13 protein-coding genes are annotated in these 12,766 nt (G+C 68.7%); 8 read left to right on the top strand and 5 right to left on the bottom strand.

From position 1 onward, the window contains the following. The first annotated feature begins 15 nt into the window (after positions 1–15). From E3T55_RS02765 to nicT, 4 genes are all read left to right on the top strand, one after another. Positions 16–1,185: an ABC transporter substrate-binding protein gene (locus E3T55_RS02765; protein ID WP_134518044.1), complete on the top strand. Its 1,170-nt coding sequence runs from the start codon at positions 16–18 to the stop codon at positions 1,183–1,185. A 45-nt stretch (positions 1,186–1,230) separates the two neighbouring features. Further along, positions 1,231–2,331, top strand: coding sequence for a FecCD family ABC transporter permease (locus tag E3T55_RS02760; protein ID WP_241992813.1), 1,101 nt, complete (start codon positions 1,231–1,233; stop codon positions 2,329–2,331). Positions 2,332–2,437: 106 nt separating this feature from the next. Next, positions 2,438–3,238: an ABC transporter ATP-binding protein gene (locus tag E3T55_RS02755; protein ID WP_241992812.1), complete on the top strand. Its 801-nt coding sequence runs from the start codon at positions 2,438–2,440 to the stop codon at positions 3,236–3,238. Further along, positions 3,235–4,353 (top strand): Nickel transporter NicT, encoded by a 1,119-nt coding sequence (nicT, locus tag E3T55_RS02750; RefSeq protein WP_198418498.1) that lies wholly within the window; start codon positions 3,235–3,237, stop codon positions 4,351–4,353. The genes E3T55_RS02755 and nicT overlap by 4 nt, the downstream gene beginning before the upstream one ends. A gap of 41 nt (positions 4,354–4,394) precedes the next feature. On the opposite strand, the gene E3T55_RS02745 is transcribed toward nicT, so the two are convergent. Both E3T55_RS02745 and E3T55_RS02740 read right to left on the bottom strand, forming a co-directional pair. After that, positions 4,395–5,807, bottom strand: coding sequence for a TIGR02679 family protein (locus tag E3T55_RS02745; protein WP_134518043.1), 1,413 nt, complete (start codon positions 5,805–5,807; stop codon positions 4,395–4,397). Between the two features lie 55 nt (positions 5,808–5,862). Further along, positions 5,863–7,383, bottom strand: a complete 1,521-nt coding sequence (locus E3T55_RS02740; RefSeq protein WP_134518042.1) for a sugar porter family MFS transporter — start codon at positions 7,381–7,383, stop codon at positions 5,863–5,865. 159 nt (positions 7,384–7,542) lie between these two features. Between E3T55_RS02740 and E3T55_RS02735 the strand changes: the two genes are divergently transcribed. Next, positions 7,543–8,136, top strand: a complete 594-nt coding sequence (locus E3T55_RS02735; protein WP_134518041.1) for a molybdopterin-dependent oxidoreductase — start codon at positions 7,543–7,545, stop codon at positions 8,134–8,136. Between the two features lie 60 nt (positions 8,137–8,196). Here E3T55_RS02735 and E3T55_RS02730 read toward each other — a convergent pair whose 3' ends face one another. Continuing rightward, positions 8,197–8,484: a hypothetical protein gene (locus tag E3T55_RS02730; RefSeq protein WP_134518040.1), complete on the bottom strand. Its 288-nt coding sequence runs from the start codon at positions 8,482–8,484 to the stop codon at positions 8,197–8,199. A gap of 141 nt (positions 8,485–8,625) precedes the next feature. On the opposite strand from E3T55_RS02730, the gene E3T55_RS20535 reads away from it, so the two are divergent. Further along, on the top strand, positions 8,626–8,856 hold the full coding sequence (locus E3T55_RS20535; RefSeq protein ID WP_198418497.1) for a type II toxin-antitoxin system Phd/YefM family antitoxin: 231 nt from the start codon (positions 8,626–8,628) through the stop codon (positions 8,854–8,856). A 66-nt stretch (positions 8,857–8,922) separates the two neighbouring features. After that, on the top strand, positions 8,923–9,852 hold the full coding sequence (locus tag E3T55_RS02720) for an oxygenase MpaB family protein (RefSeq protein WP_134518039.1): 930 nt from the start codon (positions 8,923–8,925) through the stop codon (positions 9,850–9,852). Between the two features lie 126 nt (positions 9,853–9,978). Here the strand turns inward: E3T55_RS02720 and E3T55_RS02715 are convergent, their stop codons facing one another. Continuing rightward, on the bottom strand, positions 9,979–11,316 hold the full coding sequence (locus E3T55_RS02715; RefSeq protein ID WP_134518038.1) for a M18 family aminopeptidase: 1,338 nt from the start codon (positions 11,314–11,316) through the stop codon (positions 9,979–9,981). Positions 11,317–11,416: 100 nt separating this feature from the next. Between E3T55_RS02715 and E3T55_RS02710 the strand changes: the two genes are divergently transcribed. Next, a complete protein-coding gene (locus E3T55_RS02710) occupies positions 11,417–12,016 on the top strand; it encodes a DUF2510 domain-containing protein (protein WP_134518037.1) in 600 nt (199 codons plus the stop codon). A gap of 42 nt (positions 12,017–12,058) precedes the next feature. On the opposite strand, the gene E3T55_RS02705 is transcribed toward E3T55_RS02710, so the two are convergent. Further along, the gene (locus E3T55_RS02705; protein WP_134518036.1) at positions 12,059–12,724 is read right to left on the bottom strand and encodes a hypothetical protein; all 666 of its coding nucleotides are present in this window, start codon (positions 12,722–12,724) and stop codon (positions 12,059–12,061) included. Positions 12,725–12,766: the final 42 nt, after the last annotated feature.

Below are 12,766 nucleotides of genomic sequence, written 5' to 3'. Positions count from 1 at the left end.
AGCAGGAGGTCCGTGATGAGCAGTCCGGAACGCCCGCCGCCACCAGGTTCGGCAACGCTCAGCCGGCGTACGGTCCTGACCGGGTTCTTTCTCCTCGGCGGCACCATCGTGCTCGCGTCGTGCACGGATTCCTCGGCGACCTCGTCGATACCGAGCGGCCAGGCACGCCCGACTCCGATCGAGGTGACCGACAACCGCGGCACGGCCCTGACCTTCAGTCAGGCCGTGACCCGGGTCGTCACGATTCCGATGCCATCGGCCTCGCTCATCGTGGCCGTCGACCGGTCAGCGCAGCATCTGGTCGGCATGCACACTGCCTCCTGGGCCGCGATGAAAGACGGCATCCTGGGCCAGTTCTTTCCCGAACTGCTCACGGTTCCGCACGAGATCGCGACGAGTGATTTCACGCCCAACGTCGAGAGCATCCTCGAGCTGGAGCCCGATGTGGTGGTGCAGTGGAGCGACTCTCCCCTGATCGAACCGCTCGAGAACGCCGGCCTCACGGTCATCGGCCTCACCAACAACGGCACCCAGGACGACGTCGACTCCTGGACCCGCATCTTCGCGACCATGCTCGGTAAACCCGAACGTGCCACCGACATGAAGGCCCGCAGCGACGCCGCCCTCGCGCAGGCTCGGGTCGATGCCGCGGCCCGCACGGCGACGGGGCCGAGCATCCTCTATTTCAACCGCTTCGCCGAGGGCCTCAAGGTCGCCGGCGCGAACACCTACAACGATTTTTACATCAAGCTCGTCGGGGGCACCAACCCGGCAACGGGCGACACCCCCGCCCCCGGTACCGGCATGGTCGGCGTCGACGTTGAGCAGGTGTTGGCTTGGAATCCCGAGGTGATCCTGCTCGGCAACTTCGACGCTGCGATGCCCGACGACATCTACTCGAACCCGGTCTGGTCCGGAGTGCGCGCGGTCGCCAACCGGCGGGTGTACCGGGTTCCGCTCGGCGGCTACCGGTGGGACCCACCCGGTCAGGAGTCGCCGCTCATGTGGACCTGGCTGGCCGACATCGCCTTTCCATCCCTCGGCACGAGCGCCCTGCGCGCCCAGATCGCGGCCGACTACCCGTTTCTCTATGGCCACACACCCACCGAGGCCCAGGTCGACACGATGCTGTGGCTGGACGTGAACGACCGGTCGTCGAACTACCAGCAGTTCCATGCCGGGTGACAGCTGCCGGGTGACGGATGCCGAATAATTCAGTCCGGGTGACTCGTGCTGCCTGAGGCGCACCCCCGACAGGTTCACCGCCGTCGTGCACCACGCCGGACCCACGGCCCTGCCGGCAGCGCCGCGCCGACCCGCATCCGTACCCGGCTCCCGATACTGATCTCGTTCGGCGCCCTGCTGACCGTGTCGCTGCTCGCGCTCGCGCTTGGCCGGTTCGACGTGCCCGTCGGTCACGTCGCGCAGATCCTGGTCGGCGGCGACCTCGGTGCCGACACGATTGCTCCGACCGAGCGCAACGTCGTGCTTCTGGTGCGGATGCCCCGGGTACTGTTGGCCGCGCTGGTCGGCGGCGGTCTCGCCCTGGGCGGGGCCGCCCTGCAGGCCATCTTTCGCAACCCGCTCGTGAGCCCCGAGATTATCGGGGTCTCGGCCGGGGCATCCTTCGGCGGGGCCCTCGCGCTGCTGCTCGGGCTGGGCCCGGTTCTGCTCGTCGGCGGGTCGTTCGCCTGCGGTCTGCTCGCCCTCGCGCTGGTTTTTCTGATCACCTCGGGGCGGGGCGGTACACCGCTGCTGATGCTCGTGCTCGGCGGGGTCGTCACCGGGTCGTTCTTCTCCGCGCTCGTGGCCCTCGTCACCTACCTCGCCGACCCGTTCACGACCCTGCCGGCGATTGTCTTCTGGTTGCTCGGCAGCATCGCGGGGGCAACCCCCGGCCAGGTGCTCGTCGCGCTGGGTCCCATCCTGCTCGGAACGTTCGTCGTGCTCGCCCTGCGCTGGCGCATCAACGTGCTCTCGCTCGGCGACGACGATGCCGCCGCCCTCGGTCTGCGCCCCCGCCTGCTGCGCTGGGTCGTGCTGACGTCGGTCGCCCTGATCGTGGCCGGGGCGGTCGCCGTGAGCGGCGTGATCAGCTGGGTGGGACTCGTCATTCCGCACCTCGCCCGCATGTGGGTCGGCCCGGACAACCGAGTGCTGCTGCCGGTGTCCGTGTTGCTCGGCGGCGCCTTTCTCATCGTCGTCGACACCGTCGCCCGCTCGCTCACGGCCGGGGAGATTCCGCTCGGCGTGCTGACGGCGCTGATCGGGGCGCCGGTGTTCTTCGTGCTGCTGCGGCGGCACCGAGACCGGATCTGGGACAGTGCCTGACAGCGGGGGGCCTGACAGCGGGGGGCCTGACGGCGGCGTTACTGACGGCGGCGTTACTGACAGCGGCGTTTCTGACAGCGGCGGGCCGCTGCTCCAGCTGCGGCAGGTGGGGTTCGGCTACCCCGGCCGCCCCCTCGTGTTTCGGGACGTGAGCCTGCACCTGCCGGACGGATCGATCACGGCGGTGCTCGGCCCGAACGGCAGCGGCAAGACCACCCTGGTGCGCTGCGCCGCCGGGCTGCTGCCCGTGCATCGGGGCAGCGTGCATCGCCGAACGGCCGTCGGCTACGTGCCGCAGGCCCGCGGCTCCTCGTTTGCGTACCGGGCGTTCGACATGGTGCTGATGGGTCGGGCACGGCACGTGCAGGTGTTCCGAACGCCGGGGGCCGGGGATCGAGCGGCCGCACTGCTCGCGATGGAGCGGGTCGGCATCGCGGCCCTGCGCGATCGGTCGTTTTCGACGCTGAGCGGCGGCGAACAACAGCTCGTGCTGATCGCCCGCGCGGTGGCGGCCGAGACCAGCCTGCTCATTCTCGATGAGCCCTCGACCGGACTCGACCTGAAGAATCAGGTGCGGGTGTTGCGGCTGCTGCGTGAACTCGCGGCCGACGGCATGGGCCTGCTCCTGAGCACTCACGAACCCGATCACGCCCTGTACCTCGCCGATACGGTTGTGCTGCTGCACCCGGGCCAGGCGCAGGTGGGGCCGGCCGCGGAGCTGCTGACCGAGGTCAGCCTCTCCCGGCTGTACGGGGTGCGGGTGAGCGTCGTCGCCTACGTCGACTCACGGATCGGTTCGACCGACGGTTCCACTCATTCCTCGGCCAACGACTCGGCCCCGCGCAGCACCATCGTGACCCACTACGACGATTCCGCAACCGTACGACACGGCGAGGGAACAGCATGACCGGGGCCGAACGGTGGAGCCGGGTGCGGCGCGCCCTCACGCGTGGGGAATGGACGGCGCTCGCCGGCATGGCCGGCTTTGTGCTGCTGCTGCACGTACTCGGCTGGGGAGTTCTGTTCGCCCTCGTCGTGCCGCAGCGGTTCGACGTGGGTTCGGCCGGGCTCTTCGGGGTCGGAATCGGACTGACGGCCTACGCCCTGGGGTTGCGGCACGCCTTCGATGCCGACCATATCGCCGCGATCGACAACACCACGCGCAAGCTCATGAACGACGGCCGTCGCCCGCTGTCGGTGGGCTTCTGGTTCTCGCTCGGTCACTCGACGATCGTCTTTGTGCTGTGCGGCCTGCTGGCGGCGGGCATCCGTGGCCTGGCCGGGCAGGTGCAATCGGACTCGTCGGCGCTGCAATCGATTCTCGGTCTGGTCGGAACGACCGTCTCCGGGGCCTTTCTGTACCTCATCGGTATCATCAACCTCGTCATTCTGCTGAGCATCGTGCGGGTCTTTCGTCGCATGCGGCGCGGGGACTTTGACGAAGCCGCACTCGACGAGCAGCTCGCGAACCGCGGTTTCATTAACCGCTTCTTCGCTCGTGCGACGCGGGTCGTGACACGACCCTGGCAGATGTATCCGATCGGGCTGCTGTTCGGTCTGGGCTTTGATACCGCGACCGAGGTCAGCCTGCTGATCCTGGCCGGCGGGGCGGCCGCCTTCGCGCTGCCCTGGTACGCCATTCTGACCCTGCCGATTCTGTTCGCGGCGGGCATGAGCCTGCTGGACTCCCTCGACGGCATCTTCATGAACTATGCCTACGGCTGGGCCTTCACCACGCCCGTGCGCAAGGTCTACTACAACCTCGTGATTACCGCCCTGTCGGTCGCGGTGGCCCTCGTGATCGGATCGATCGAGCTCCTGTCCGTGCTCGTCGACCGGGCGGGCATCGTGTCTGGCCCGCTCTATCTGATCGGCGGCCTCGATCTCGAGAACGTGGGCTACGTCATCGTCGCCATCGCACTGCTCGCCTGGGTCATCGCCTTCGCCGGCTGGCGATTCGGCCACGTCGAAGAGCGCTGGTCGGCCGCGGTCCGGCCCACGGCGCCGACTGACACCGACTGATACCGAGTGACACTGACCGACGTCAGGGCCACGTTGTCGGGTCAGCGCGCGAGATCCGCGAGCAGTCCGGGCAGCATGAGTTCTTCATCAACGGCCAGTGCGACGGATGCCATGGCCTCAGCCAGGTCGGCGTCCCACGGTGTCTCCACGCTCGCGGCGCTGACGCCCGGCAGCACGAGCAACGGCGGCAGCCCGCTCAGCTCGGCACAGGCCGCTGAATAGTCCGCGGCGGCGAAGCGCCACGGCGTCCAGGCCACGCGCTCGCCGAGTGCCCGGGCCACACCGATGCCGCTCCAGTCGAAGTCACCGTGAAAGCGCAGGGTTGCTCCGCCGGCGACGAGGGCCTCGAGCAGCAGGATCGCCGCGGCACCGGGCTGACCGTTCAGGCAGACCAGCGGTGCCGAATCCGGCCCCAGTGCGTCGGCCGCGGCCGCGACCACGGCCGGGTTCTCGCAGACGAAGACGACGGACGGCACGATCCCGATCCCGTCGGCGAGCAGCTGTCGCAGGGTGAGAACGACCGGCTGTCCGGCGTCACCGAGTGCCGCGAGGGCGCGAGCGGTCGGTGACTCGACGCCACCCGGCAGCCCCAGCACGAGCACGCTCGACGAGAGCTCGTCGAGCACAACCCCCACCGATTGCCAGGCTTCCCGGCGCCAGCGCGCGGACTCGGCCGAGGCATCCGTCGGCGCTGAGTTCGACGGCGCAGCGCTCGACGGCGCAGCGTTCGACGGCGCAGCGTTCGACGGCGCAGCGCTCGACGGCGCAGTACTCGACGGCGCAGCGTTCGACGGCGCAGTGGGCGACGATGCGGCCGAGCTGGCGCCCGCGAGAGCCGCGCCCAGCGCGCTCGCGAGGCCGACCGCGAGAGCACCCAGCTGGGTGTGCGCGTCGAGGGCGTGAGCGTCATGCACGGTGCGGGCCGCGAAACCGCCGAGCGACTCCCCACTCGTCGGCAGGGCCGCGGCCACCGTCGCGAGCTGAGCGGCGAGCGCCTGTGCCGCGGCCGCGGTCGGAGCCGCGCGGCGCAGGGCGCCGGTGCGAATCACGCGATCGGCCCAGCCGGAGAGTTCGGGCCGGCCGAGACGCCGCAGGGTGTTCGCTGCGGCCTGCCAGGCGTCACGTTCCCCGGCCCGCTCCACCGGGTCGACGACCGTGCCGGTGAGGGCGACGACGGCAGCGGCGAGTCCGGCCGGCCAGGTGCCCGACCGGCGCAGCACGTCATCGAGGGTGTCGAGCGAGACGGATGCCGAGGTGCCGGCCCGCACGGGCCGGTTGAGCAGACGTGCGACCGCGGCCCGCTCCCCGGCCGAGGACTGGGGTTTGGTGACCGTGCCGGTCAGTTGGCCGGTGCTTTCGAGCCGCGTGCGCATGCGGGCCAGCAGCCACGCGAGGTCGGGCGTGCCGAGCGTGCGGCGCAGAATATCGAGGTCGGCAGCGTTGATCGGGGTCACCCCTCCTGTTTATCAGGTTCGGCGGGAACGGGCAGGGGGCGCGCGAGCACGGGACCTACTTCGTGGGCGCCTGTGCCGCGGTCTTGGCGGCATTCCTGGCCGCGTTCCTGGCCGCGTTTTTCGGCGGCAGCAGGGTGTTGGCCTCTTCGAGGGACATGCCGTTGGTCTCGGGCACCTTGGTCATCACGAACCAGAACGACAGGGCCGCGAAGAGCGCGTACATCGCATAGGTGAGCGGCAGCGACGCATCCGACATGGGCGGGAACGTCACCGTGATCAGAAAGTTGGCGATCCACTGGGCTGCGGCCGCGAGTCCGAGTGCCTTGGCACGAATCGTGTTCGGGAACATCTCGCCCAGCAGCACCCAGACGACCGGGCCCCACGAGGCGCCGAAGGAGATCACGAACACGTTGGCGGCGACGAGGGCGATCGGGCCCCAGGCGCCGGGCAGGCTGAGTTCTCCGGCGACCGTGATCGACTGGCTGAAGGCGATGGCCATCGTGGCCAGCGACGCCGTCATGCCGACGGAACCGAAGAGCAGAATGGGGCGGCGACCGACGCGGTCGACGAGGGCAATCGCGATGAGGGTGACGAGAATATTGGTGACCGAGGTCGCGACCGAGATGGCGTGGGAGTCGCGTTCCTGGAACCCGACGGCCTCCCAGAGAGTCGTCGAGTAATAGAAGATCACGTTGATGCCCACGAACTGCTGGAACACCGAGAGGGTGATGCCGACCCAGACGATGGGCTTGAGGCCGAAGCTCGAGCCGCGCAGCGACCCGGTGGTCTTGGCGCGGCGATCGCCCTCGATCGAGGCGCGCATGTCGCGAATCTCCCGGTCGACGTCGCCGCCGGGCCAGACCTTGTTGAACACGGCGCGGGCATCCGCTTCCCGATCCTTGAGTACGAGGAACCGCGGGGATTCGGGCAGCAGAAAGGCGATGACGCCGTAGATGACGGCCGGCACGGCGCCGATCAGAAACATCCAGCGCCAGGCCTCGAGGCCGAACCAGAATTCGGCATCCGCTCCGCCGGCGTTGTCGGACAGCGTCGCATTGCTGAGCAACGCGGTGAAGATACCGATCGTGATCGCGAGCTGCTGCAGCGACCCGAGTCGCCCGCGCATGTTGCGCGGGGATATCTCGGCGATGTAGGCCGGGGCGACGACGGATGCGAGACCGATCCCGATTCCGCCCAGCACCCGCCACACGATCAGGTCGACGACACCGAAGGCGAAGCCCGAGCCGAGCGACGACAGCAGAAAGACCGCGGCGCCGATGATCATCACGGGGATGCGGCCGTAGCGGTCGGCGATGCGCCCGCCGAAGAAGGCACCCAGGGCGGCGCCGAGGAGCGCGCAGGCCACGGCGAACCCGGTCAGGGCGGCGTTGAGGCCGAACTCCTGCTGAATGGCGTTCACGGCGCCGTTGACCACGCTCGAGTCGAAGCCGAAGAGAAAACCACCGAAGGCACCGGCGATCGCGAGCGCGATGACCTTGCGGTTCGTTGAGGGTGTGAGCGTTTTCTGCGCCGAAGCGGCCGTCTTCGTGGGCGGTGTGGTCGAGTCGTGTGTCATTGCGATACCTCGGTTCGTGAAAAATGCAACCTGCCGAGCCTACGCCCGAAGGGGGGTATGCAGAGAATTGCCCCCCGCGCAACCCCTACACCGGGGTGAACGACGCCCGCTAGGCTGCGGTGTTCGCGAACCCCGCTGGTGTTGGTTGCAAGGAGCGTCATGAAGCTGATCCCGTCAAAATTGTTGGGCCGCAGACGTCTGGATTCTTCGCTGCTGCCACCGGGACAGTCCGTGTCCGACACACTGCCGGTGGTGTCTGCGGGGCCGATCCCGAGCATCCGTCGTCAGGACTGGGAATTTCTCATTCGCACCGAGCGTCATCGGGACCATCGCTGGGATTGGGCGCAGTTGCAGGCCCTGCCGCAGGAAGACGTGAGCGTTGACGTTCACTGCGTGAGCGGATGGTCGCAGCTCGGAACGCGCTGGCGCGGCGTCTCGCTCGACACGCTGCTCGACACCGTGACCACCCGCACCGAGTTTGCCATGGTGCACTCGTACGGCGGCTACACGACCAACCTGTCGCTGGCCGATCTGCGCGGCGGCAAGGCCTGGATCGCGCACCGGCTCGACGACGACGAGCTGACCCCGGAGCATGGCGGCCCGGCCCGGCTGATCGTGCCGCACCTGTACTTCTGGAAGAGCGCCAAGTGGGTACACGGACTCGAGCTGATGCGCCGCGACGAGCCCGGTTTCTGGGAGCTCAATGGCTACCACATGCGCGGCGACCCCTGGCAGGAGGAGCGCTACTGGTGACAGCGGCGTGTGATTGCACCGATGGGGCGCGTTCTCGGGCCGGTCGGGGCCGCGGGTGAGTCAGGCGGTGAGCCAGCGGCCACCGACACGCTTGGTGAGCGTTGAGGTACGCGGCTCGGCGAGGCTTGCGGTCACCGCGAGCACGTGGTCGGCGACCTGCTCGGCGACCTCACGGTCTTCTGCGGTGAAACGCACGATGAGGCGGGCCGAGCCGGCGACCACGCTCAGGTCGCTGGCCTCAACCGTGGTGAGGGTGCCCGCGGCCGCAGCTGCCGCGGGCAGCACCACAGCGGGCGCGACTCCCGGGTGCAGCGCTCCGACGGCGATGGTCACGCGAAACGAAGGCATCTGCCCAGCGTAGGCGGGCCGGCTCACAGCTCGGCCCATCTTCCGGCGCTGCGCATCTCACACTTCGGCCATTTGCCATAGCCATCACCGGGCGGGCGGCGTACCGTCGAGGGAGCATCCGCTGATGAGAGGAGCTACGTTGTGAACAGCGCAGATCGAGTGTTTTCGGACCGTGTCGGTAAGCCGCAACCCGAGGCAGAATTCGACCCGTTTCCCGAGCCAGCGGCCCCGCCGGCAGTGCCGCTCAGCGTTGACATCGAAGACGCGAAAAGACATCTGGCCCTGCTCGTGAAACGGTCGGAGAGCGGCGAGGAGATCATTCTGACGCGGCGCGGGCATCCGGTCGCCCAGATCGTGGCAATCAATCTCTGACGGCCGGGGATCGGGCCGGGGCTCAGGCCGGGGCAAATCCCAGCCGGGCCGCGTTACTCTCCTGTCATGAGCAGGTTTGCAGACAGCTGGCGTTCCCACCTGCTGACGACGCTGTCGGGCAAGCACGACGGCCGACCGGCGTGGGTCGGCAAGATCGAACTCGGCGACGACCTCGGCTTTTTTGGCCCGGATTCGGCCTCCTGGGCGGTGCATGGCGGCATGGCGACGATGGTCGCCGGCATCCGGGCGCTGCTCATGCAGACGCTGCACCCGGGTGCAATGGCCGGCGTGCACGACTGGTCCCGGTACCACGAAGACCCGTTGGGCCGGCTGTCGGGCACGATCCAGTGGCTCGTCACCGTGACGTTCGCCGATACCGCCCTTGCCGAGCTGGAATCGTCGCGGGTCGCGCGGTTCCACGACCGGGTCGCGGGCACCTACCTCGACGCGCAGGGCGTGGAAAAGCCCTACCGGGCCGGCGACCCTGAGCTGCTGTCGTGGGTGCACGTGGTCTTCACCGATGCCTTTCTAGCGTGCGAAACAGTGTGGGGATCGCCGATTCCTGGCGGTGCCGACCAGTATGTGCGCGAGTGGACGAAGGCCGGTGAACTCGTGGGCGTGCCCAACCCGCCGCGCTCCGAACGCGAGTTGCGGGCGCAGTTGGAGGACTTCCGAGCGGCCGGCGTACTGAAGAGCGATGAACGCGTCGCCGAGGCCGTGCGTTTCATTCGCAATCCCCCGCTGCGCCGCTCAATGATTCCGTTCTATCGCATCATGTTCGCCGGAGCCGTCGCGTCACTCCCGGCCGAATACCGACGGATGCTCGGGCTGCGCAAGCCCAGCTGGCCCGCCATCTGGGCGACGGGCGTGGTGCTGAATCTGGTGCGCGGCCTGCTCGGCAGTTCCTCGTCGTCGGAGGACGCCGCCCGGACGCGCATTGCGCGCCTCGACGCTGCTGCTGCTGCTGCTGCTGCTGCTGCTGCTGCTGCAAACTAGGTCGGATTGGCGAAGTGTCACAGATGGCCCCTTCGACACCCTCGAGAGGCTTCGCGGGGCGTTCTGTGACATCTCGCCCGCCCCGTGTTGTTGTCGGCTCTCTCGCTGTCTACCCGTCGGAGACGTTCAGCGCTCGGGCGTGAAGAAGACGGCCACGGCCGCGGACAGCGCCGCCGGGTCGTTGACGTGGCAGAGCTCACGGGCCGAGTGCATCGACAGCAGCGGCACTCCCACGTCGACGGTGCGAATTCCGAGGCGGGTTGCGGTGAGCGGGCCGATCGTCGAGCCGCACGGCACCGTGTTGTTCGAGACGAACTCCTGATAGGTCACCCCGGCCCGCGCGCAGGTGCGGGCGAAGAGGGCCGCGCCCGTGGCATCCGTCGCGTAGCGCTGATTCGCGTTGATCTTCAGCAGCGGGCCACCGCCGAGAACGGGCAGGTTTGCCGGGTCGTGGCGCTCGGGATAGTTGGGGTGCACGGCGTGACCGGCGTCGGCGCTCAGGCACCAGGACTCGGCGTAGGCCCGCAGGCGGTCGGTCACCGTCGCGCCGAGGCCCGCACCGATGCGGGTGAGAACGTCATCGAGCAGGGGTCCGGCCGCGCCCGACCGGGAGGCGGAGCCGATCTCCTCATGGTCGAAGGCGGCGAGCACGCTGATGGCGGGGGCAGCGGATGCCTCTCCCCCGACACCGTCACCGTCACCGTCACCGTCACCCTCACCCGGGAACGCCGCGTCGCCGGCCAGAATGAGGGCGAGCAGCCCGGCGTGCACCGAGGTGAGGTTGTCCATGCGTCCGGCCGCGAACAGCTCCCCGCCGAGGCCGAAGGTCGCCGGGGGTGCGGTGTCGGCCGTGAGCAGGTCGTACCCCGCAATATCGCTGCCGTCCAGGCCGGCGAGTCCGGCGAGGTGCCCGATGAGGTCGGCCTGGGTCACATCGCCCACTCCGAAGACGGGGGTGAGGTGGCGCTGGCGGTCGAGGGTCAGGCCGTTGTTGACCTCGCGGTCGAGGTGAACGGCCAGCTGCGGAATGCGCAGGAACGGCCCGGTGCGCACGAGGTGCTCGGTGCCGTCATGGGTGACGAGGCGGCCGGCGAGTTCGAGCTCACGGTCGAGCCAGGAGTTGAGCAACGGCCCGCCGTAGACCTCGACCCCGGCCTGGAGCCATCCGTGTGAACCGATCGTGGGTTTGGGCTTGAGCTTGAAACCGGGCGAATCGGTGTGTGCGCCGAGAATGCGAAACGGGGTCGTCGGCCCGGCACCGACGGGCTGCACCCAGGCAATCAGGGCACCGTCACGCACGATGTAGTGGCGTCCCGGCTGTTCCGGCCACGCGTCGCGCTCCGCGAGTCGGGTGAAGCCGGCCAGATCAAGACGGCGGGCCGCCTCCGCGACTGCGTGATACGACGACGGTGATTCGTAAATGAACCGGGCGAAATCGTCAATGTAGCTGGGGGTGGCGTCCATGGTCCCATCCAACCACCTGAACGACGGATAGCCCCGGCAGCGCACCCTGCCGACCCAGGCTCGGTCGTTTAGGCTGGACCAGACGACTCGAGGGGGACCCATGACCGACACACCCGCGCCGCGCGCGCATCCGCCCGGCTGGTACGCCGACCCGATGGGCTCGCCCCGGCAGCGCTGGTGGGACGGCACCCGCTGGACCGATGACCTGCACGATCCCGCCCTCGAGGTTTACGGTGTAACCGCGCCCGCCGTGATCGGCCCGAACACGGCCGTTTACAACCCGCTGATCTGGGCGATCACGCTGCTGCCCCTGCTCGTGCTGTACACGGCATCATCCGTCGACGTGACGGCACAGCTGGAGCTCGTGATGGCGGGGAGCACCGCACCTCCCACCTCCGAAGAGGTCACCAATAGCTTCGTGTCCTTCGGCGTGTATGCCGCGTCGGTCGCTCTGGCCCTCTTCGACCGGCGCCGCCTGCTGAAGGATGGCGTGACCAAGCCGTTCCACTGGGCCTGGGCGTTCCTGTCCGCCGGCATCTACGTCATCGGTCGGTCGGTGATCGTACGGCGCCGTGTCGGCCGCGGCATCGCCCCGGCCTGGGTGTGGGCTGCGATCTTCGTCGTCTCGGTGATCGCGAGCGTCTCCCAGATGACCGACGCCGTGAACACGCTGTTCCCGAACGGAAGCATTCCGACGTAGCGGCGGCACCCAGGCTGGCACCGAGACAGCTGCCGGGAGGGCTTAGGCCGGCACGATCGCCGGCACCTCGACCTTGAGGGCGGCCCGCGCGAAGGCGGCGCCACCCACGGTGACGGTTTCGGTGCGGCCGAATCCGTGACGGGCACCCTCGAAGACACCGAGCCGCGTCAATAACCGCCATTTGGGGGCAATCAACTCATCGGCCGCGTCCTCCCCTGACATTCCGGATTCGGCGGAGACCACCCAGCCGAGCGAGCCGAGCCCGCGCCCCAGCACCTCGAGATACTCCGAACGGCTATCGAGCGTGCGGGTGGCGACGTAGAGCAGCAGCAGTCGAGTGGCATCGCTCACACCGGGGGTGCGACTGTGGTGGATCGTCGCCGCGAGGTAACGCCACAGCTCGCGCGGCGATTCGACGAGGGTCCGACCGCGCACGGTCAGCAACAGTGTGCCCTTGCTCACCCGCAGCAGACCGACGTCGCGCAGATGGGCGCGCAGCTCACCCAGCGGGCGGATGTGCACCTCGCGGTTGACCTCGATGGGCCAGCCCCAATCCAGCTGAGTCGACGCTTCAATCACCACGGCCGGCGGCAGGTGCCCGGCCTTCGTCAAACGGATGCCGTCGGTTCCGACCCGACGCAGGATCCACTGCACGGGAACGAGCATTCTCACCATGGCACGCTCGTTCAGCAGGATCGGGTCACTCACTCGCGCCTGCCCGACCAACTGCCGAAAACCCGGAACCAAATC

This window comes from Cryobacterium frigoriphilum (assembly GCF_004403305.1).
Lineage (GTDB): Bacteria > Actinomycetota > Actinomycetes > Actinomycetales > Microbacteriaceae > Cryobacterium > Cryobacterium frigoriphilum.
The sequence above is the reverse complement of the archived record's forward strand: the minus strand, read 5'-3'. Positions and strand labels throughout refer to the sequence as shown.

What these genes read in the sequence shown, in the direction of transcription:
- E3T55_RS02730 (WP_134518040.1), bottom strand. Translation starts at nt 8,484, where the DNA reads ATGCCTTCGTTTCGCGTGACCATCGCCGTCGGAGCGCTGCACCCGGGA.
- E3T55_RS02765 (WP_134518044.1), top strand. Translation starts at nt 16, where the DNA reads ATGAGCAGTCCGGAACGCCCGCCGCCACCAGGTTCGGCAACGCTCAGC.
- E3T55_RS02735 (WP_134518041.1), top strand. Translation starts at nt 7,543, where the DNA reads ATGAAGCTGATCCCGTCAAAATTGTTGGGCCGCAGACGTCTGGATTCT.
- E3T55_RS02710 (WP_134518037.1), top strand. Translation starts at nt 11,417, where the DNA reads ATGACCGACACACCCGCGCCGCGCGCGCATCCGCCCGGCTGGTACGCC.
- nicT (WP_198418498.1), top strand. Translation starts at nt 3,235, where the DNA reads ATGACCGGGGCCGAACGGTGGAGCCGGGTGCGGCGCGCCCTCACGCGT.
- E3T55_RS02715 (WP_134518038.1), bottom strand. Translation starts at nt 11,316, where the DNA reads ATGGACGCCACCCCCAGCTACATTGACGATTTCGCCCGGTTCATTTAC.
- E3T55_RS02740 (WP_134518042.1), bottom strand. Translation starts at nt 7,383, where the DNA reads ATGACACACGACTCGACCACACCGCCCACGAAGACGGCCGCTTCGGCG.
- E3T55_RS02720 (WP_134518039.1), top strand. Translation starts at nt 8,923, where the DNA reads ATGAGCAGGTTTGCAGACAGCTGGCGTTCCCACCTGCTGACGACGCTG.